Raw genomic sequence first — 21,558 nt, 5'->3', positions numbered from 1 at the left:
TGAATTTTATTTTTAATCGCGCTAGGGATACGATCTTACACAAAGATAAAACAAAAAGCGTCTAATATGTACTCGATTTTTATTAATAGTATTATACTCGTCATACTTCAAATTGTATCGTTATTAACTGATTTTAGCATCTAAAAACAGTCACTTATGCAGAGATAAATAAACTTATCTTTCTCATTAAGCTAAACTAAAGCTACTTTAGATATTTAACGCTCAAGATATATCTACAAGAGTTTGAATCTATACTTTTATAGCTTAGAGCTATTAGCCTTTTAAGGTTATTGTCACCGTGATTTGTTACGTAAAAATGCCCAAACAAATAACAGCAACACGTATCTCCATCTAAATAACACATGCTTACATTTAAACGATACGTAAACAAAGACATTATTTATAGTTAATCATTACTTTATGCAATTGAAGCAGATATCTCTTAGACTTTAAAATTTTGTTATTGTTTGAGAATACTAAAGTTTATCATTTTTTATTTAGTTTATTATGCTAATAAAAGGTAAACCTTTCGTCTTATTCGATTTTGTCGACTGCAATGCAGTCTTTACTCATTAAAGTACAATTAATATTCGACTGATTTGACAAAGCACTTACTGACAGTAAGTATTCGTTATACAATTCGCGCTCGCTAATCCGATTAACTGAAAAGCTACTCATGGAACAGAAAATGTCAAACATCGATTTTCAGCAGGTAGGAAAAGAAGTTCTCCATATCGAAAGTGAAGGCCTAAAAAATTTAGAACAATACATTAATGACGACTTTAGCCGTGCTTGTCAGCTAATTTTTAGCTGTCAAGGAAAGGTCGTAGTCATGGGTATGGGGAAATCGGGTCATATTGGGCGAAAAATTGCAGCGACATTAGCGAGTACAGGTACTCCTTCATTCTTTGTCCACCCAGGCGAAGCTAGCCATGGTGACTTAGGAATGATCAGCAGTAGGGATATTGTATTAGCAATTTCCAACTCAGGCGAATCAGGTGAAATACTTGCATTACTACCTGTTTTAAAACGTATTAAAGTCCCATTGGTCTGTATGACGAATAATCCGAATAGCAATATGGGTAAATATGCTGACATTCATCTATGCGTTAAAGTTCCAAGAGAGGCATGTCCATTAGGGCTAGCTCCAACGACAAGTACAACGGCTGCATTAGTTATGGGAGATGCATTAGCCATTGCTTTACTGACAGCGAGAGGCTTTACACCCGAAGATTTTGCTCTCTCTCACCCTGGTGGCGCACTTGGGCGCAAACTTTTACTTTTAGTTCGTGATTTAATGAGCGTTGGTGATGATATTCCCCATATTCCTCAAACCGCGACGTTGCGTGAAGCATTGATTGAGATGACTCGCAAAAAATTAGGAATGGCCGTTATTTGTGATGATGATATGAATATTTCAGGTATTTTCACTGATGGTGATTTGCGTCGAATTTTTGATATGGGTATTGACCTTAATAACGCCAAAATTGCGGATGTCATGACCCCTGGTGGAATTAGAATTTCACCAAATATTCTCGCTGTAGAGGCTTTAAACCTTATGCAATCCAAACATGTCACTTCATTGATGGTGGCTGAAAATGATAAATTAGTTGGTGTACTTCATATGCATGACCTTCTACAAGCTGGCGTTGTGTAAAAAAAAGGAATTATTATGGATCCTCATTATCAAAATACCTGCTATGGCCCTGTAAGCCAGACTGTTTTGCAAAAAGCGGCTAAGATTAAATTATTAATCTGTGATGTTGATGGTGTCATGTCTGATGGACTAATTTACATGGGTAATAATGGCGAAGAATTTAAAGCATTTAACGTCCGTGATGGCTATGGAATACGTTGTTTACTCACGTCAGATATTGAAGTTGCCATTATTACTGGCAGGAAAGCCAAATTGCTTGAAGATCGAGCAAAAACACTCGGCATTACATATCTTTACCAAGGACAAAGCGATAAGCTTTTGGCGTATAATGAACTGTTAGATACACTGCAGTTAACTGGTGAAGAGATTGCATATATTGGAGATGATCTTATTGATTGGCCAGTGATGGCTAAAGTAGGTCTCTCTGTCGCAGTCGCTGATGCACATCCGATACTGTTACCGAAAGCAGATTACATCACCCGAATTAATGGTGGTAAAGGTGCTGTTCGTGAACTTTGTGACCTAATCCTTCTTGCCCAAAATAAACTGGAAGAAGCTAAAGGCTTATCGATTTAAAGAATAAATATACTCATGAGCAACACTAAAAAGTGGTTAATCATCCTATTATCTTTAGTAGCACTTGGTCTGATTGGCTGGAACTTAGCTGGCAATAATGCCGATGCCCCAGCAGACACTACGGTAGATAACAGCCAACCTAATTATCAAACTGATGATTCAGTGACTTTCGTCTATAATCTAACAGGTGACTTGGCCTATAAATTAGTATCAGAAAAAATTGATAACTATACTGCGGAAAAAGTCACTTGGTTCACTAAACCCGTTTTAACAACTTATAACGAAGCCGGTGTTCCAACCTGGACTGTAAGATCACAAAAAGCTAAATTGACAAATGATAGAGTTCTCTATCTATATGATACTGTAGAAGTAGATAGTTTAAGTCCTGATTCTCAAATTCAACGAATTTCAACACAAAGTGCCGTCATCAATCTAGTCACACAAGATGTCTCATCTGATGACAAAGTTACTATTATCGGGCAAGGCCTTAATTCGACTGGTTTAAAAATGCGCGGTAACCTGCGTTCAAGAACTGCAGAGTTAATTGAAGATGTGAAAACACATTACGTGCTACAAAATGAAGAGCAAAAAAATGAATCAAATAAATAAAAAGCGTTTTATTCAAGGAGCTGTTGCCAGCGCAATTTTTGCTCTTAGCGTACCGGCTTTGGCCTTGAAAACTGATACTCAACAACCAATGACGATAAATTCTGTCAAGCAATCCCTTGATTCAGCAAAAAACATCACCACTTTTACAGACGATGTGATTTTTAAACAAGGCTCTATCGATATTCGAGCAAACAAAGTAGTCATTACACGCTCAACTAACGACCCAAATAAAATCGTTGTAGAAGCTTATGGTACACCCGTTACCTTCTATCAATTACAAGATGATGGTAAGCCGATTAAAGGCCATGCGACTAAAGCTCGCTATGAAGTGGATAAAAAACTTCTCACATTAACGGGTGATGCGTATCTTGAGCAATTAGACAGCAATATTAAAGGTGATAGAATCACCTATATTGTACCGACACAGCAAATGGAAGCTTTTAGTGATAAAGGTAAACGTGTCACAACAGTATTGCTGCCATCCCAGCTTCAAGAAAAAGGTCCTGCGGCTAACAACGGAAAGGGTAAATAATTGTTATGGCTACATTAACCGCAGAAAATCTGGCAAAAGCATATAAAAAGCGCAAGGTGGTTGAAGACGTCAGCCTAGAAGTTAAATCTGGGGAAATTGTCGGCCTTCTAGGTCCCAATGGCGCAGGTAAAACGACCACCTTTTATATGGTGGTCGGAATTGTTCAGCGGGACGCGGGTAAAATTACCATTGATGGCGAAGATATTAGCCTACTGCCACTTCATGAGCGTGCACGTCGTGGAATTGGTTATCTTCCTCAAGAAGCCTCAATTTTTCGTCGTTTAAGTGTTTATGATAATTTGATGGCTGTGCTAGAAATACGCCATGACCTTAACTCTGAGCAACGCAAAGAGCGTGCAGAAGAGTTAATGGAAGAATTTAGCATTACCCACTTGCGTAATAGCATTGGGCAATCACTATCTGGCGGGGAGCGCCGCCGTGTAGAAATTGCACGCGCATTGGCGGCAAATCCTAAATTTATCTTATTAGATGAGCCATTTGCTGGTGTTGACCCTATTTCTGTTCTGGATATCAAAAAAATTATTCAACATTTACGCGATTATGGATTAGGTGTTCTGATCACTGACCATAACGTACGCGAAACACTTGATGTCTGTGAAAGAGCCTATATTGTGAGTCAAGGGCATCTGATCGCTCACGGAACACCAGAGATGATCCTTGCAAACGAACAAGTGAAACGTGTTTATTTAGGTGAAGGTTTCCGACTGTAAGTTGTCGGTCGTATCTTAATTGAGGTGGAGATAAAAACGTATACATGAAGCAAAGTTTGCAGCTCAAAATCAGCCAACAACTGGCAATGACTCCCCAATTGCAGCAGGCTATTCGCTTGTTGCAACTCTCTACACTTGAGCTACAACAAGAAATTCAACTCGCATTGGAAACTAACCCACTTCTAGAACAAGAAGAAAATGCTACTGAATTAGACTCTCTTGATAAAATCGATAGCGGCACAGACAGTAGTGAAATCGATACCAAAGATGCCCTCGAAAAGGCAGATATGCCTGATGAACTGCCTCTTGATGCTGATTGGGATGAAATTTATTCGGCAGGTACTCCCTCAGGAACCAGCAATGATTATAGTTATGATGAACTGCCCGTGTATCAAGGGGAAACCACTCAAACACTGCAAGACTATTTGATTTGGCAAGCAGAACTTACTCCATTCACTGATACAGACCGTGCAATTGCCACCGCTATTATTGATTCAATTGACGACTCAGGCTACCTCACTTCGCCAATTGGCGATATTCATGAGGGAATAGATAACCCAGATATTACAATTGAAGAAGTGGTTGCTGTTTTAAAGCGCATTCAGCACTTTGACCCACTTGGGGTCGCAGCACAAGATCTCAAAGAATGTCTGTTGATCCAACTATCTCTTTATCCGAAAGAAACTGAAGGGTTAGCAGAAGCGCGGGTCATCATCAGCCAGCATATTGATTTACTTGCAAATCGTGATTTTCGCCAACTGACTAAATTGACTCGTTTAAAAGAAGATGCCCTAAAAACAGCTATTGACTTGATATTGGCATTGAATCCCAAACCAGGGCAATCCATCAATACAGGGGAATCCGAGTATGTCATTCCAGATGTTTTGGTGAAAAAAATCAGCGGGCACTGGCAAGTTGAATTAAATACAGATAGCATTCCAAAACTAGGTATTAATAATCATTATGCTTCTCTGATAAAAGATTCAGTAAACGAAAGTGATTCACAATATATTCGTAGTAATTTGCAAAATGCAAAATGGCTGATAAAAAGTTTGGAAAGCCGTAATGAAACATTATTAAAAGTGGCTACCTGTATTGTTGAGCAACAACAAGAATTCTTTGAGCTCGGTGATGAATACATGAAACCAATGATACTGGCAGATATTGCGTATCAAGTGGATATGCATGAGTCGACAATTTCAAGAGTAACAACTCAAAAGTTTCTCCATAGTCCTAGAGGTATTTTTGAGTTGAAGTATTTTTTCTCTAGTCATGTTAGCACCGATACTGGAGGGGAAGCATCCTCCACAGCTATACGTGCGCTAGTCAAAAAATTGGTTGCAGCTGAAAATCCAGCGAAGCCATTAAGTGATAGTAAATTGACAAGCATGATAGCCGAACAAGGTATTCAGGTTGCGCGTCGAACTGTCGCTAAGTATCGTGAATCGTTATCCATTCCGCCCTCAAACCAACGTAAAAAATTGGTTTAATTGATAAAATAAGGAAGATTGTATGGAATTTCAGATTACTGGACACAATATCGAAGTGACCCCTGCATTACGCGAAACTGTTGAGAAAAAAGTCAGAAAATTGGAACAATTATTTGATCGTATCAATGGTATTCAAGTCGTTTTAAAAGTTGAAAAAGTTCAGCAAATTGCTGAAGCAACCGTGCAGGTTAATGGTGCAGAACTCCATGCGTCAGCGGAAGAAAGTGATATGTACGCTGCAATCGATCAATTGGTAGACAAGCTGTCACGCCAATTAACCAAGCATAAAGAAAAACTCAGACAACATTAACACATTTATATACCCTAAATAATTCGCGTTGCATCTAGGCGACACATTACTAGAAGCATAGATAACTATGTGACTCGAATTTGTGAATGCAGTCAACAACGAGGCAGCTTGAAGTATGACGGGTATAAATGTTTCAAGCCAGGTGGTAGCCCACCTGGTTTTGTAGTCCTAAGTGAACAATAAAATGAATAGTGATATAGAAATCCAATTAAGCGCCGTATTATCTCAAACCTGTACACGTAACAATCTCGTTTGTACGAGTAAGAAAAAAGCGTTAGAGGTTATTAGTGAACTAGCAGCCGCTGAGTTGGGATTACCGGAAAACACGGTATTTGAAGCTTTACTGACCAGAGAAAAAGTAGGAACAACAGGCATTGGTGGAGGAATTGCAATTCCTCATGGCAAGTTAGCCGAAGGCGAACATACACAAGCTGTAGGTGTGTTTTTACACCTAGAAGACCCAATTACATTTGATGCTATAGATAACCAACCGGTTGATTTGCTTTTTGCGTTGCTTGTACCTGCCGATCAGTGCAAAACGCATTTGCACACACTGTCGCTGATTGCGAAAAAACTAGCGGATAAATCGTTCTGCAAACGTTTGAGATCTGCACAAAGCGACGGTGAGTTGTATAGCATAATTACTGAGTAGCATATAATTAAATTACTTTGCCATCATATGGTTACACATTTATGAAATTTTGGTATTTTTATCATACAACCAAAATAACTTGAGCGATTATGGTTACGGCCAGTAAAACAGCTCTTAGCGACCCAAATCACATTGATAATATTATGGTTCGGATTGCTCAAAGATAATTACGAGTAACTCAAGATTAAATAGATATATAGGTGTAGACATAAACTGTAATGTCAGCCAAAGTGATTAAAAATCTATTCAACACATCGTGATCATATGATCATAAAAAGAAACAAAGGGAGTTAGCTCATGGTGCTGATGATTGTCAGCGGCCGTTCCGGTTCGGGAAAATCCGTTGCCTTACGTGCGCTGGAAGATATGGGTTTCTATTGTGTAGATAACCTGCCAGTTGTGCTGCTTCCAGAACTGGCGAATTCGCTCGCAGATCGTAATATTTCAGCCGCTGTGAGCATTGACGTGCGCAATATGCCAGATAACCCAGAGATCTTCGAAGAGGCTCTTGATAGACTGCCGTCAAGTTTTTCGCCTCAACTACTGTTTCTGGATGCTGATCGCAACACATTAATTCGCCGTTATAGTGATACCCGTAGGTTGCACCCACTTTCAAGTAAAAATTTATCACTTGAAAGTGCTATTGATGAAGAAAACGAGCTTTTAGAGCCACTTCGGTCTCGTGCTGACTTAGTGATTGATACCTCCGAGATGTCAGTTCATGAATTAGCAGAAATGCTAAGAACACGTTTAATGGGCAAACGTGAACGTGAACTCACGATGGTGTTTGAGTCCTTCGGCTTTAAACATGGTATCCCTATTGATGCTGACTACGTATTTGATGTGCGCTTTTTACCGAACCCGCATTGGGATCCTAAATTGCGTCCAATGACAGGACTTGATCGTCCTGTTGCGGCATTCTTAGATAGGCATACTGAAGTGCATAACTTTATTTACCAAACTCGAAGCTATCTTGAGTTATGGTTACCTATGCTTGAAACCAACAATCGTAGTTACCTTACTGTTGCAATTGGCTGTACCGGAGGAAAGCACCGTTCAGTATACGTTGCAGAACAATTAGCAGATTACTTTCGTTCTCGTGGTAAGAATGTTCAATCGCGTCACAGAACTTTAGAAAAACGTAAGTAATGGTACTAAAGTCTACAATTACGTTAAAAAATCGTCTTGGCATGCATGCTAGGCCAGCGATATTACTTTATGAATTAGTTCAAAAATATAACTCTAGAGTTATATTGCGTAATAATAACCACATTGAAGCTGAGGCTGATAGCGTTATTGCAATGTTGATGTTAGACTCGGAACAAGGTAGCACCATTGATATTGAGGTCAGCGGCCCCGATGAAGTTCAGGCTTTATCGGCGATTATTAGCCTCTTCGATAGTGGGTTTGATGAAAATTAATATTATCAACCCACTATTTAGCATCTATACCCTAAATAATTCGAGTTGCATCTAGGCGACAACAAACGAGCAAATCGCTAAGAGCATAGATAACTCTGTGGCTAGTGTTTATGAATGCACTCAACAACGAGGCAGCTTGGAATATACTGGGTAGATACCCTAAATAATTCGAGTTGCATCTAGGCGACAAACGAGCAAATCGCTAGGAGCATAGATAACTCTGTGACTCGTGTTTGTGAGTGCAGTCAACAACGAGGCAACTTGAAGTATAAAGGGTATCAATTGATATCAATAGTTTTACAGGCATTGGCTCGTAGATCGTGATCCCGATCTCTTCCCTTTAATGCCCGAAGAGCCTAATATTTCATATAAATTTATTACAGCGACACCCCCTGCCTAATTGGGTGGGGGGTGTTTGCTTTGTATTTTTCTATTGGAGTGTGGTATGACAAAGCCAACAATTATTATTAATGATTTAGATGCAGAACGCCTTGATGCACTGATGGAACAAGCTGCTTATGCGGGAACACCAGTAGCAGAAGCGCTGAATGAAGAACTTGATCGTGCAGATATTGTCTCACCTCAAGAGATCCCTGCTGATATCGTCACAATGAACAGCACTGTTCGTTTTCTTGATTTGATCAGCAATGAAGAGCGTACACGTACCTTAGTTTACCCTGCTTCTTTGAAAAATAGCACTGAGCAACTATCAGTGATGGCGCCAATTGGTGCTGCATTGCTAGGCTTGCGTGTTAATGATGAGATCAGTTGGGCCTTACCAAACGGTGTCAAAACTCGCGTCAAAGTACTTGAAATTGTTTATCAACCAGAAGCTGCGGGTGAATTTCACCGTTAATGGTTTACATATCCAAAATAATTTGAAATTCGTGTAGGTAAAAGCAAAGCTATATGGTCAGCTTGACTGCTCCCCTCCCTAAATGAAGTGATCCCATTAAGCGGCTTTCAAGAACTGAGTTCTGTACTCTACAGGACTTAGTTCTTTCAATTTAACCTTGATTCGTTCATGGTTATAGTAATGTATATATTCTTTCACGGTCTGCTCTAATTCATCAACCGATTTAAATTCTTTTCCGTGAAAACACTCAGATTTAAGTATCCCAAAAAAGCTTTCCATTGACGCATTATCTAAACAATTTCCTTTTCGTGACATGCTTTGTTTTAAGCCTCTTTCCTTTAGCTGCTGTTGATAATGAGCCATTTGATACTGCCATCCCTGATCTGAGTGAATGAGTGGTTTTTCATTTGCTTTTAGCGTTGTAATTGCCTGTTTTAGCATATCATCAACTAGCTTATATGTAGGACGATGTTACATGTGGTAGGAAACAATCTCACCATTAAATAAGTCCATTATGGGGGAAAGATAAAACTTTTCACCTTGAACATTAAACTGCGTCACATCAGTGACCCACTTCTGATTGGGCTTCTTAGATTTAAACTTTCGCTTTAAAATATTCTTTGCAATTCTACCCACTTGACCTTTATAAGAACGATATTTCGTCGCCCTAATGCAGGACTTAAGGCCTAATAGCTTCATCAATCGCTGGACGCACTTATGATTGATTGTTACGCCTCTATTTTGTTCTTTGTATTGGTGCAACCAATTTCTAAGTATTGATCTATCACTGATATCAAGTTGCCTGCGAACTTCATATAGAGATGTTCCATTAAGGATCATTTGAACTGCACAAAATTTGAACGCAGGAGAATAAACTTGTTTTGACGTTTTAACTTTTAAGTCATCTACTCCATGTAATCGATAATTTTCAATCCATAGGCGGATTGTGGCATGATTAATTTTAAATTTTTTACTGAGTATTTTAGGCCCGCCTTCATCATTTAGGTAAGCCTGAATAATTTCAAGTTTAAACTCTAGCGTATGGTTTAACATAAAATGCTCCCTTCAATTTAGACTAAAAGAGTCCAACTTTTGGGGTGCAGTTCATAAAGACGGGGTTTTACGGCGCTCACTGATAAAATAACCATGTGACTTGAATTTTAGATTTAGCTTTGAAGTACAATTCATCGCAATGTAATTAATGATAGGATCTGCAAAAAATAGCCCCTAGGTATTAAAAATAGTTAATCTATTTTTTTACTTTATTTTTATTATTTTGCTAATTGGTTGTAAATAATAAAATTTATAACCAATATGTAAGGCACTCATCCGAGTGCCTTTTGAATTTATAATATCGAGTTATTGACCAGCGATACTCATTTCAGGCAATAGTACTGAGCCACACTGGATATTACTGCGTGTTTCAATGTCATCGGCAACCGTAACCATATTCAACCACATATCTTTCAGATTACCAGCAATCGTGATTTCGCTTACAGGGTATTGTATCTCACCATTTTCAACCCAGAAACCGGATGCTCCACGTGAATAATCACCCGTGATCCCACTAACGCCTTGCCCCATCAACTCTGTGACAACAAGACCTGTTCCCATTTGCTTTAATAATGCATCAAATGAAAGGCCTTGACCTGCAATACGCCAGTTATGAATACCACCAGCATGACCTGTGCTCTGTAACCCTAATTTTCTAGCAGAATAAGAGGTCATTAACCACGTTTGCAGCACACCATTTTCAATGATATTACGCTCTGTCGTACGAACACCTTCGCTATCAAAAGGTGAAGAGGCTAATCCACCAATCAAATGCGGCTGTTCATTAATGGTCAGCCACTCAGGTAAAATTTGCTTACCTAGGCTATCTAACAGGAAAGATGATTTACGATAGATGCTGCTACCACTAATTGCACCAACAAGGTGTCCAAATAGCCCTGTTGCAACTTCAGATGCAAAAATGACTGGAGCCTTCATCGTGGGGAGTTTTCTTGGCGATAAACGCGCTAATGTACGACGAGCACATTCTTGGCCAACCCATTCAGCTGATTGTAATGCGCTAAGACTACGGCCAATGGTATAGGCATAGTCACGCTCCATTTCACCATTTTGCTCTGCAATCACACTGCTAGACATCGAATAGCGACTTGAGCAATAACTTTGCAACATGCCATGCGAGTTACCAAACACTCGCACACCATAATGACCATTAAAGCTACCACCTTCTGTATTTACAATACGTGAGTCTACAGCAAGCGCGGCCATCTCAGCTTGCGAAGCCAACTTAATCGCATCCTCAGGTGTAATCTCACTAGCTTGGAATAGCTGCAATTCCGGTGAATCAAAAGCTAATAATGATTTTTCGGCAGGACCTGCATAAGGGTCTTCTGAGGTATAGCGTGCAATATCAACTGCCGCTTGTACTGTACGCTCAATAGCTTCTGGGCTTAAATCAGTTGAAGATGCACTGCCTTTACGTTGATTATGGTAAACAGTGATCCCGAGTGCGCCATCACTATTGAACTCAACATTTTCAACTTCACCTTGGCGAGTGCTTACGCTAATTCCAGTGCTTTTGTTTACAGCAACTTCAGCTGCATCACAACGGCTTTTGGCAAAAGAGAGTGCTTGCGCAACCGCATCTTCTAATTTTTTACGTTGTTCGTTGACTTGTTCAGTTAAACTCATATGCTCAATCCAAATAAAGTGAGGCAAAAACACCTTTTTTACGCCAACACACAAATGTCAGGTAGTCATTAGGCCTTTTTCCCAGCTACAATAGCCAAAATATATATCTATCATACTTCAAGTTGCCATTTATCGCACATGCAGGTCACAATGATTCAATTTGAAGTATGACGGGAATAGAGAATGTTAACATCCACAACGCAGCGAATCATCAAAATTACATCACTGCGTTCCGTAAAAAGGAAATTGATATGGCCAAACAGCCTGAAGACTGGCTGGATGATATCCCAGCGCCGCAAGATGAAGACGATGACGAGATCATTTGGGTCAGTAAAAGCGAAATTAAACGCGATGCTGAAATTCTCAAAAAATTGGGAGCTGAACTTGTTGAGCTCAGTAAAAATGAACTTGAGCGTATCCCATTAGATTCTCAGCTACTTGATTCAATTGAAATCGCACAAAGAATTACACGCGAAGGTCGTCGCCGTCAGCTGCAGTTTATTGGTAAATTACTACGCTCACGTGATGTTGAGCCAATCACTGAAGCGTTAGATAAACTGAAAAATCGTCATAACCAACAAGTTATCATTATGCATAAGCTCGAAGATTTACGCATGCGACTTATTGATAATGGGGATGATGTTATCGAAGAGGTTGTGAACCTATTTCCACATACCGACAGGCAGCAGCTCAGAGTATTGGTGCGTAATGCTAAAAAAGAGCGTGAAGGCAACAAACCACCGAAAGCATTTCGTCAAATCTTCCAATATTTGAAAGAATTGTCAGAAACAGCCTAATATATTCCCCTATACCACGAGATGGTTTAGGGGACCGAATTCCCTTCTATTCCCCCTCGTAATAGGGTAACTATCCGAAAATTTGATATTCCTCTTACCTTAACTTGATAGCGTGTAGGCGCCTACGTATTATATTGCTGTTAGTCATATTTTTATCCGTATTATCGCGGCTGCTGAACCCGATAACTCAGAGAGTAAGATATGAATAATACAAGAGACCGAGCTTGGCGAAGAGCCAAGAACAAAACCAATTCATCGCGCAAACATCAAACAATTCGCTTTCAAAACATTTTTTCTGCTAAGAAAAATTGGAAACAAATGTATGGGCGTAGTGAAAAGATGATCCGCGCAGCACAATTAGGCATGGAATATCCCAAAGTCAGTAATATACAACTTGTGCGTAAAGGGCTGGATGAAATATTAAGTAATGAATGAATATTCTATTTATTTGTAGCCGTAACCAGTGGCGTAGCCCAACTGCAGAACAAATTTGGCGTAACCATGCGACTTGGTCGGTCAGCTCTGCGGGAACCAGTCGTAATGCTAAGCGCCGAGTCACTGCCGAACATATTCGTTGGGCTGATATTATATTTGTTATGGAACAAAAACATAAAAGTCGGCTAATTGCCGACTTTACTCGTTTACTCGATTATAAACCCATTCACGTGTTGGAGATCCCTGACGAATATCAGTATATGGACCCTGAATTAATTCTGATTTTAAAGGAAAGCGTGCCTGATATTGTTACATTGACTATATAATTAAATTTAAATGAAAAATTAGTATTGCCCAAAACACTCGACTAAGAATAAAAATGTATAGAAAAGGAATTTCGATGGAACACACGACAGTCAATATCCATGACTATATTACTAACCTTTCAGCTATTAATCAGCAACGCTACACGTTTATCATCGACGATATTGCGGCTAAATTGGTAGAAATGAACTTACTTCAAACAGCAACCACTGAAAATGAAGATTCGATTAATGATTTTATTTTTTTACCTGAAGGGTTACACCCTATCCATACAAATATGCACCAAGTCTTTTCAAAATCATTTCAAGAATTAGCTCTTCGTCAACCACGCTTACCAGAAGAAATTCCTGTTATATTTATTGGCTATCATGCTCAAAACCGCTTATCTAAAAAACAGCAAACAAAGGGTTTTTTATTGACGGATCAAACGTTGTATATTCAAGATAATTTTAGTACGTTATTTGAGCAATCATTACCTCGTTCATATGCTTTACCTAATAAGAATGAAGATATTAATTCATTTATACATCAAATTATCGTTGGTTATCATTGGAGCGATAAGCAAAATGTACCTGCTATTGGTATCAAAATCGAACACACCCTTATTGCAATGATATCTGTTATTTTAAACCACCATAAACAATGTAACTCTTTGATAAAGCCTCAGCCGGAAATAATATTAGAAAGGCTTTTACAGCTATACAAGCCAAGCTCTTTGCATGCAAAAACAGATAATAAACAGAAAAAAACCTTGGCAAACGTAGCAAAAAAATTTGCAGTCCCGGCGATGGAGGAAATTATTTATTCCATTACAGATAATGCGTTATTCGGCGGTGCATATGGTGTCGCTGTAACTAAAAATGCACTTTATAGCAAAGAGTTATTTGAGTCTCCGAAACGCTTCCCTATTACCGAACTCAGTGAAACACTTAACTTAAAGCTTAGTGACGACAGAAAGAATATTATCGTTACGGATAACAGAACATTATATTTACCAAATCGTCTAGACGAAAAGGATAAACAAAAAGCAATTAAATTGATTCAGGAAACAATTGAGCTACTTAGAGGATAGAGCTCTCATAAAGTCAGGGTTTACAGCAAGATAGCTAAGCGTTTATCGTATGATGCCATTATAGGTAAAAAAACCAATCACGGTTCAAGTCTAATCGTTATTGATAACATCATAATGGCGATGATAAAAAGTAATCTTGGCATTAAATGTGCAGCGTGACATGTCACGTTTTGTGGTAAGGATTCTTTTTTATTACTCTAATTTTTCAAGAAAAACCTTATTAATTCTATTTTTTTCAGATAGTTATATTTTGATTGTTTTATCATTCCAACTTACAAAACTATTAAATAATTATCGCTTCATTCAAATTGTAATTATGCAATAAAGACGTAGATCGGTTAGCCATCTAACTCATATATCTAATCACTAAACTTACTTTTAATGCCTATATTATCGCGAATTCAGGTTAATCTATCTTGTTACTGCAAGTTAAGCTCATCATTTAATTAACCGTAAACAACTACTCATTGATATGCTTGATATCACCGTTCTCACACACAAATATCAATTCATCCCCCCATAAAGCATTTGCATCATGCATGATTGCAATAATGTCTTCAAACTCAATTTGCTGTTCTTCACTCATATGAGTAAAAACAATAGCGACTGGTAATTCAATACCAGCCGAGAGCATATCCCATAGCGCATCAAGATTTTTACCAAACCAAGCTGGTAATGAAAATTGCAGCTCAAACTGCCGGTAAAAATCATCAATGCTATCTATTTGTTGAAAATTAAAGATGACAATATTACTCATCGATATGCCCTTTAATTTACGAGTTGAAAACTTTTATAATGATCTATTGTGACATATACCATGCCGTCAGAAGAATATAGCAGGCGATCTGATCCACGATGGCCACAATTGTAGTTGATATCAGCTTCAAACCATTGACGATTAGGCGAATTCGGTAACTGCTTTTCTCTGTTCAAGAACCGATCACCGCCAATCGCTTTACCGGGTGCCACTTCACACAGGTTGCCCAGTTTAGGGTTCCAACCTGCCTGACGAGCATCTTTTTTAGTAATATAAAAATTCGGCAATTGGTGATGTTTTTGAACATAACTAACCACATTTTGCTGTTTAGTCAGTTCATCAATTTTTTGCGCATTTAGGTTGCGTATCGATTGTTCTGGCGGAGAAACAGGCCTTTCGGCCTGTTCTTTCTCTTGTTGGTCGCTCGCATTAAAATAGAGGCTGAGCGCTATCAAGACAGCCATAAGCAACATGGAAATAATACGTTTATTCATAAAATATCCTTTGCTTAATGAATGGCTTAAGCTGTACCACCCACAGTTAACTTATCTAGTTTCAAGGTTGGCTGTCCTACACCGACAGGGACACTTTGTCCTTCTTTACCACAAACACCAACACCATTATCGAGTGCTAGGTCATTACCAACCATAGAGATCTGTTGCATTGCTTCAACACCAGAACCAATCAGGGTCGCCCCTTTTACTGGAGAAGTAATTTTACCATTTTCGATCAGATACGCTTCTGATGTTGAGAAGACAAATTTGCCCGAGGTTATATCAACCTGACCACCACCAAAGTTTGGTGCATAAATGCCTTTCTCTACACTAGCAATAATATCTTCAGGCGCCGACGTTCCCGCTAACATATAGGTATTGGTCATTCGTGGCATAGGCAAATGAGCATACGATTCCCGGCGCGCATTTCCAGTAGGCGCAACGCCCATCAACCGAGCATTGAGTTTATCTTGTATGTAATTTTTCAGAATACCGTTTTCAATTAATACATTATATTGACCCGGAACACCTTCATCATCGATAGCTAAAGAACCTCGACGACCGACAATCGTACCGTCATCAACAACAGTACAAAGTGGGGAAGCAACCAACTCACCAACTTGCCCAGAAAAAACAGAGGTTCCACGGCGGTTAAAATCACCTTCTAACCCATGGCCAACCGCTTCATGTAACAATACGCCCGGCCAACCTGCGCCGAGTACAACAGGCATCATGCCAGCAGGTGCAGCAATTGCAGATAAATTAACTAACGCCATACGTACTGCTTCTTTCGCATATTGCTCAGCTATCATTTGCCCTTGATGAACTTCAAGGAAGTATTCATAGCCATAGCGACCACCGCCACCGCTTGCACCACGTTCACGTTTACCGTCATGCTCAACCAGCACGCTCACAGATAAACGGACTAATGGTCGAATATCAGCAGCTAATGTGCCATCGGTCGCAGCCACTAAAATTTGCTCATACACACCCGTTAAACTAGCGTTAACTTCTATTACTCGATGATCTTCTGCTCTAGCAATTTGATCAACGCGATGCAGCAAAGCTATTTTGTCTTCACGCGATAAACTGTGTAGCGGATCCGCTTCTGAATAAAGCTTCTTATAACCAATTTCAGTCAAGATCTGTGATTTACCACTGCCTTGCTCGTTAACGATGCTACGAGCCGCTTCTGCACTTTGCTGCAATGCCATCAAGGAAACTTGATCTGCATAAGCAAAACCTGTTTTTTCACCACTTACAGCTCTAACACCTACACCTTGGTCGATATTATAAGAGCCATCTTTGATGATTCGATCTTCCAGTACCCACGCCTCATGGTAACTAGACTGAAAGTAAAGATCGGCATAATCGAGCTTACGCTCAGATAAAAGGCCTAATGTATCGTACAATTTCTGGTGATCAAGACCATTGGCAGCCAGCAAATGCTCGCTGACGGAAGCTAAACTCATATTGGTTACTCTTTTGTTGTCGTTGTTTTTTGAATCAATGAAGTGAGTTGCGGCCTAAAGCGATTATGTTTTACCACTTTAATTTGTTCACGCATCCCATTCAAACTGTCTGTTCGGATATTTAAAATTGTCGAAGCTACTGCATCAACATTCTTTTTAATCACTTTCCCCCAGCCATCAACAGCTAAGGTATGTCCCCACGTTCTACGAGTTCCGTGGACACCAACTTGTGCAGGCGCTAATATAATACATTGATTTTCAATCGCTCTTGCACGCAGCAACGGTTCCCAATGCGCCTTTCCTGTTAAGCGAGTAAATGCCGCAGGAACAGAAATAATTTCAGCGCCTTGTTCACGCAATGCTTGGAATAATCCTGGAAAACGAAGATCATAGCAAATTGTCATCCCTAAACGGCCAACGGGTGTATCTACAACTGTAATATGCTCGCCACGTTGATAAATAAGAGATTCATTATAAGTCCGCTGCTCATCTTTAATACTCACATCAAACATGTGAATTTTGTCATAACGTGCTTGAATTTTTCCTTGGGGATCAATCAAAATACTACTACTCGTTATGCGGTCAGGGTTTTCGCGGCTAATTAATGGCATTGAACCAATTAAGATCCAAACATTATAGCGTTTTGCCATATTCGCTATGGCGTCTTGTAAGGGCCCTTGTCCTTCTATTTCTGCTTGTTTACGATACGTTGCAGCATCAGCAAACAATAACGCATTTTCAGGTGTCAATACTAGCTCAACAGTCTCTGGCAACTGTTTAATCTGCTGCTCAATTTGTGCCAGATTATGTTTAGTATTTTTACCACTGCATAACTGTAAAAGTGCAACATTGCCATTTTTCATTACTCTTGAGTCTCCTTTAGTTGACGCAAAACTTCATCAATTTTAGGTTCGTCCAAACTACCTGTCACACGATAACGTATCACAGAAATCTTACTCCATAGTGGACTCAATACCTTCGAAGCGGCGAAAACAGCTGCGCCTGCTATTGGGTTAAGTGCAAATGCCGTAGCAACTCCTACTGTAGCAGAAATTTCAGGTGTAACGACGGCTTCACCATTAATTTGGCGTTTAACTAAATCAATTTGGCCATTTAAAGCAATATCCGCTACCAGCCCATCAATGTACAAATCTTTTGATGTGAGGATACCATTATGTATATCTGCCTTGCCTTTAATTGAATCAAAATCAAAGTCATTGCTGAAGGTATCGCGAAAATCAAACTGAAGTTTACGCAACAGTGCATCAAAGCTCACTAATCTTAATAATTGGCCAGCTCTACCGCCCCCCATTTTAGCAATTGCTCCCTTACCAAAATCAACCGATAATTTACCATTGAGAGTCGCAATATCTGGAGACCAAGGTACATCGAGCCAGCTCAGTTGAAATTCTACAGAGTAAGGTGAATCGATAATTGGCACTAGTACACCGTAATACGCTGCCGTCTCATCGAATTCCGCTCCCGACAAAGAACCTGCTACTTCCGTACGATTTTTTGAGCCACTTTGCCAAATTGCATCTAGCTTTAATTGGGTTGCACTGTTGGTTAACGTTCCGCCTGTCAGTTGTAAAATATCGCCCTGAGGTTTTAGGTGAGCTTTTATTTCGCCTAACTTCTGGCCAGCAACCCAACAATCACGACAATTTACATTGATTTCAGGCCAATATTTAAAATCAAATGATGACGTTTCGTTTTGTCTCGTTGTCTCTTCAGCTGGAAAAGTCATTGGGTTGTAGTACAGATAATCAACCGTTAACACCCAAGGTTGCTTGGAAAAAATCTGTAAATCCCCTTTTAAGTTTTCACTCGATACATTGATTTGCTGATCCGCCGCCGATAAATTGAATGAAAGATTTAAATCTTTCCATGACTGTCCACCCAAAGATAGGGCTGGAGTTGTTACGGTTACAGTATCGGGAAAACCTATATTTATCGGCTCACCACCTTGGCTAGAAGAAAATAGTGTATCAACTAATTTAAGCCAAGCTGTATCCTTGATAGCAGGAAAATTAGCCAAAATAACTGACGATTTTGGTAATTCTGGGATTTTTCCTTTCCATTCGGATAACGTTGCTTTATCTAATTGTAGCTTCGGTTTACTAAGATCCCATTGTGTATTGAACCCGATGCGTTTTCCAATATCACCACCGACAATTAGATGTTCTGTCGTGCCTTGAGCCGTCACATTTAGAGTACTTAATGCCTTTAGTAAACCACTATCAAATGCCAGTAGGTGGCTTGTTAGCTTTTCTAACCCCGCAGTAAAATCCACCTTGAGTGCCGTTTTTCCTGCTCCAGAATTGGGAAGATTTATCTCCACATGGCTTTTCCAATCACTGGTCCCAGCCAATTTTTGTTTCAATGAATCAGGCAACTGCGAAATTTCATCCAAAGCCCAACTACCACCTAAGTCAACATTGACTTGATAATCCTTTAAATTATCTGATGTTGAAAAATTGATATCGACAGGCTGCCCAAACCACTGCCCTTTCAATTCATCACCCACCAAATCACCATTATTAAACTGAAAACGCCCGTTTAAAGCTGTGAGTTTGCTATTAATTGGTTTAATAAATAAATCGTTTTTATCTAGAATAACATTGCCTTTAGCAACAACCATTTTCCCTGAAGATAGAGGAATCGAGAGAGTAAGATCACCATTAACAATACCTCCAATTTGCAATTCTTCTAAGGTATCTCCAATAGAATGCTTCATTGGTGTCATTGTGAAATATTGCTGTATTTGTGTACCAGTTCCAGCGATATCTGAATTAATAAACAACATTTCATTTCGATATTCTGGAATATTTGCACTTAAATTAGTCGCAATAGCATCACCTAATTTGACTCTATCAGCATGCATTGCAAGGCCTGAACGTTGAAAATCAAGGTCAATATCTAAATCAGATAAAACGGGCCATTCTTCATCATATTGAAAGGTTGATTGCCGCAGCGGCACAAGGACTTGGAATTGACCATCATTTCGGTCAAATGGAAAATGTTCTGGGTTTCCCTTGAAAACTAATGTCGCATCATTAACTTGGCCTGCAATAATTGCTTTTGACAAATAACCTGCTAAATCCTGTCCCATTAATTGCTGAGGGAAATAGCGCCATGCATCGCCAGCATTATCTACACGGATCCCAGTCAAAATACTGAGGTCTTCATCATCACTCGTCTTGGATTTTAAAAAACTAAACTGCCCGTTGGCCCATAATGAGATTGCTTGAACATCAAGATCATCACTCCATAATTTGAACTGATTCTCATCATTTTGCCAATACACTTGCCCTTGCGCCTTCTTTATTTGGAAAGGTGCTTTAAATTCGGGCTCATAGTCAACTTCACTATTTTCTAGCGAAGCATTCAGGACACCCCGCTGCATATTTCCGACTAACACACCCGAGAAATTATCAACCGAAGGTAACTGTTTCCACTTTTTCCAACTAACTCCCTGCCAATCCATATCTATTTCAGTATGGTCAGTTTGCTCTGGCGTGATATCTAAAGAAAATAGTGACAATAGCCCTTTGGGCTGACGATGTTCCCATTCTTGCACTGCTTCTGGCGTGACAAATGAAAACGTTGGCAACACTTCGCTTAATCGTTCAAGTTCAATATTTTTAGCCCGAATTCGCCAATGATCTTTTTGGTTATATTTCATTGATGATGGTAAATAAAGGACAGAAACACTGCCTTCGGGCCAAATATATTCATTTGTTTTTAGTGTATTGAGTTCAGGGATATTAAATAACCACCCTTCTCCCTGCCTTCTCATGCGCAGCAGTAAATCATTAACTTGTAGATTCTGTGCAAGAGCGCCCTCACCCCAATTTGCTTCCCCTTGACGCAATTGAAGCAATCCACTATCAATACGATTATTTTTGATGGTAATCCAAGATGACAGGCTGAAATTAGCATCACGTAACCCAGTATTTTCACGTAACCACCGGTTTAACCATGGCTGCATATCAATATTGTCTGCTTGTAAATAAACGGTACCATCACTCAAAATGCCATTTTTATCATTAACATCAATTTTGACTTGTAAATAACCATGTTGCTTATTGAGAGTCTCAAGGCTCACAAAACCTTGGGCACGGTGACGGCCTTGTTCATTAAGCCATGATAATTCAGGTAAGATAAGGGTTGTTTTTTGCTCAGACGGCGTGAAGAATGTTAATTGACTATTTTTGAGTGTGAAATGATTAAATTGTTTTAAAAATAACCCTTCTATACTATCACTATCTATAGGTTGATCACTTCCTTCAAAATCAAACGGGGATTTGTAATCCACATTCATTTGATAAAAAGTAATATCTCGAAAACGCCATGTTAATGAAAGTAACGAGTTCCATACATCAAGTTCAACCGCGATTTTACTTGCTTTGGCATCAGCATCAGCATGATGAACAGCAACATCGGTGAGTGTGAGTACAGGCCCAAAAGATTGCCAAGCACCTTCAATTTGGCCAATTTGCAACGAGATATCAGCTTTTTTTTCAATATAAGTGATGATATTTTGCCGATAATGGTCAATATTCGGTAATAAGAAACGAAGCGCAGTTAACAACAATGCACAGAGCAGCAGCACGATAGCCGTCGTAATCCAAACTACCCGTGGCAGTCGTTTCACTCCCTTCTCCTTCAGC

21 protein-coding genes and 1 pseudogene are annotated in these 21,558 nt (G+C 39.4%); 15 read left to right on the top strand and 7 right to left on the bottom strand.

Annotated features, from left to right (window positions below; all coding sequences use genetic code 11):
• Positions 1-688 precede the first annotated feature (688 nt).
• From kdsD to rnk, 11 genes are all read left to right on the top strand, one after another.
• Complete coding sequence (gene kdsD / locus OOA_RS13085) at positions 689-1,657, top strand: arabinose-5-phosphate isomerase KdsD (protein WP_008912632.1); 969 nt, start codon at positions 689-691, stop codon at positions 1,655-1,657.
• 15 nt (positions 1,658-1,672) lie between these two features.
• Positions 1,673-2,233, top strand: coding sequence for a 3-deoxy-manno-octulosonate-8-phosphatase KdsC (gene kdsC / locus OOA_RS13080; RefSeq protein ID WP_008912631.1), 561 nt, complete (start codon positions 1,673-1,675; stop codon positions 2,231-2,233).
• A 15-nt stretch (positions 2,234-2,248) separates the two neighbouring features.
• Positions 2,249-2,842 carry an LPS export ABC transporter periplasmic protein LptC gene (lptC, locus tag OOA_RS13075; RefSeq protein WP_008912630.1) on the top strand — a complete coding sequence of 198 codons (594 nt, stop codon included), beginning with the start codon at positions 2,249-2,251 and terminating at the stop codon, positions 2,840-2,842.
• Positions 2,826-3,374: a lipopolysaccharide ABC transporter substrate-binding protein LptA gene (gene lptA / locus OOA_RS13070; RefSeq protein WP_008912629.1), complete on the top strand. Its 549-nt coding sequence runs from the start codon at positions 2,826-2,828 to the stop codon at positions 3,372-3,374. Before lptC ends, lptA begins: the two co-directional genes overlap by 17 nt.
• A 5-nt stretch (positions 3,375-3,379) precedes the next feature.
• Entirely contained in the window at positions 3,380-4,105 is a 726-nt protein-coding gene (gene lptB / locus OOA_RS13065) for an LPS export ABC transporter ATP-binding protein (protein WP_008912628.1), read from the top strand.
• A 44-nt stretch (positions 4,106-4,149) separates the two neighbouring features.
• Positions 4,150-5,595, top strand: a complete 1,446-nt coding sequence (gene rpoN, locus OOA_RS13060) for an RNA polymerase factor sigma-54 (protein ID WP_008912627.1) — start codon at positions 4,150-4,152, stop codon at positions 5,593-5,595.
• Positions 5,596-5,617: 22 nt separating this feature from the next.
• Positions 5,618-5,905 (top strand): ribosome hibernation promoting factor, encoded by a 288-nt coding sequence (gene hpf, locus OOA_RS13055; RefSeq protein ID WP_008912626.1) that lies wholly within the window; start codon positions 5,618-5,620, stop codon positions 5,903-5,905.
• 184 nt (positions 5,906-6,089) lie between these two features.
• Positions 6,090-6,557, top strand: coding sequence for a PTS IIA-like nitrogen regulatory protein PtsN (gene ptsN, locus OOA_RS13050; protein WP_008912625.1), 468 nt, complete (start codon positions 6,090-6,092; stop codon positions 6,555-6,557).
• Positions 6,558-6,854: 297 nt separating this feature from the next.
• The gene (gene rapZ / locus OOA_RS13045; protein WP_008912624.1) at positions 6,855-7,706 is read left to right on the top strand and encodes an RNase adapter RapZ; all 852 of its coding nucleotides are present in this window, start codon (positions 6,855-6,857) and stop codon (positions 7,704-7,706) included.
• Positions 7,706-7,978, top strand: a complete 273-nt coding sequence (gene npr / locus OOA_RS13040; RefSeq protein WP_008912623.1) for a PTS phosphocarrier protein NPr — start codon at positions 7,706-7,708, stop codon at positions 7,976-7,978. The genes rapZ and npr overlap by 1 nt, the downstream gene beginning before the upstream one ends.
• Before the next feature lie 445 nt (positions 7,979-8,423).
• Positions 8,424-8,834: a nucleoside diphosphate kinase regulator gene (gene rnk / locus OOA_RS13035; protein WP_008912622.1), complete on the top strand. Its 411-nt coding sequence runs from the start codon at positions 8,424-8,426 to the stop codon at positions 8,832-8,834.
• Between the two features lie 96 nt (positions 8,835-8,930).
• Here the strand turns inward: rnk and OOA_RS20330 are convergent.
• Positions 8,931-9,569: pseudogene (locus tag OOA_RS20330) on the bottom strand (IS3 family transposase); the annotation flags it as partial.
• 624 nt (positions 9,570-10,193) lie between these two features.
• Positions 10,194-11,534 (bottom strand): metalloprotease PmbA, encoded by a 1,341-nt coding sequence (gene pmbA / locus OOA_RS13025; protein WP_008912619.1) that lies wholly within the window; start codon positions 11,532-11,534, stop codon positions 10,194-10,196.
• Between the two features lie 251 nt (positions 11,535-11,785).
• On the opposite strand from pmbA, the gene yjgA reads away from it, so the two are divergent.
• The 4 genes from yjgA (at position 11,786) to OOA_RS13005 (ending at position 14,162) form a co-directional block, all read left to right on the top strand.
• Positions 11,786-12,331, top strand: a complete 546-nt coding sequence (yjgA, locus tag OOA_RS13020; protein ID WP_008912618.1) for a ribosome biogenesis factor YjgA — start codon at positions 11,786-11,788, stop codon at positions 12,329-12,331.
• Between the two features lie 201 nt (positions 12,332-12,532).
• Positions 12,533-12,766 (top strand): hypothetical protein, encoded by a 234-nt coding sequence (locus OOA_RS21285; protein WP_008912617.1) that lies wholly within the window; start codon positions 12,533-12,535, stop codon positions 12,764-12,766.
• Entirely contained in the window at positions 12,763-13,092 is a 330-nt protein-coding gene (locus OOA_RS13010) for a low molecular weight protein tyrosine phosphatase family protein (protein ID WP_008912616.1), read from the top strand. Before OOA_RS21285 ends, OOA_RS13010 begins: the two co-directional genes overlap by 4 nt.
• A gap of 53 nt (positions 13,093-13,145) precedes the next feature.
• A complete protein-coding gene (locus OOA_RS13005; protein ID WP_148284541.1) occupies positions 13,146-14,162 on the top strand; it encodes a hypothetical protein in 1,017 nt (338 codons plus the stop codon).
• 460 nt (positions 14,163-14,622) lie between these two features.
• On the opposite strand, the gene OOA_RS13000 is transcribed toward OOA_RS13005, so the two are convergent.
• The 5 genes from OOA_RS13000 to yhdP are packed head-to-tail and all read right to left on the bottom strand — an operon-like array spanning position 14,623 to position 21,542.
• Complete coding sequence (locus OOA_RS13000) at positions 14,623-14,919, bottom strand: barstar family protein (RefSeq protein WP_008912614.1); 297 nt, start codon at positions 14,917-14,919, stop codon at positions 14,623-14,625.
• A gap of 11 nt (positions 14,920-14,930) precedes the next feature.
• The gene (locus OOA_RS12995) at positions 14,931-15,413 is read right to left on the bottom strand and encodes a ribonuclease domain-containing protein (RefSeq protein WP_008912613.1); all 483 of its coding nucleotides are present in this window, start codon (positions 15,411-15,413) and stop codon (positions 14,931-14,933) included.
• Between the two features lie 26 nt (positions 15,414-15,439).
• A complete protein-coding gene (tldD, locus tag OOA_RS12990; protein WP_008912612.1) occupies positions 15,440-16,885 on the bottom strand; it encodes a metalloprotease TldD in 1,446 nt (481 codons plus the stop codon).
• A gap of 5 nt (positions 16,886-16,890) precedes the next feature.
• The gene (gene nit1, locus OOA_RS12985; protein ID WP_008912611.1) at positions 16,891-17,748 is read right to left on the bottom strand and encodes a deaminated glutathione amidase; all 858 of its coding nucleotides are present in this window, start codon (positions 17,746-17,748) and stop codon (positions 16,891-16,893) included.
• The gene (gene yhdP / locus OOA_RS12980) at positions 17,748-21,542 is read right to left on the bottom strand and encodes an AsmA2 domain-containing protein YhdP (RefSeq protein ID WP_008912610.1); all 3,795 of its coding nucleotides are present in this window, start codon (positions 21,540-21,542) and stop codon (positions 17,748-17,750) included. The genes nit1 and yhdP overlap by 1 nt, the downstream gene beginning before the upstream one ends.
• Positions 21,543-21,558: the final 16 nt, after the last annotated feature.

The sequence above is a fragment of the Providencia burhodogranariea DSM 19968 genome (assembly GCF_000314855.2).
In the GTDB taxonomy this organism is placed as follows: Bacteria; Pseudomonadota; Gammaproteobacteria; order Enterobacterales; family Enterobacteriaceae; genus Providencia; species Providencia burhodogranariea.
Note: the sequence above shows the minus strand (reverse complement) of the source record. Positions and strands in the feature narration are given on the sequence as shown.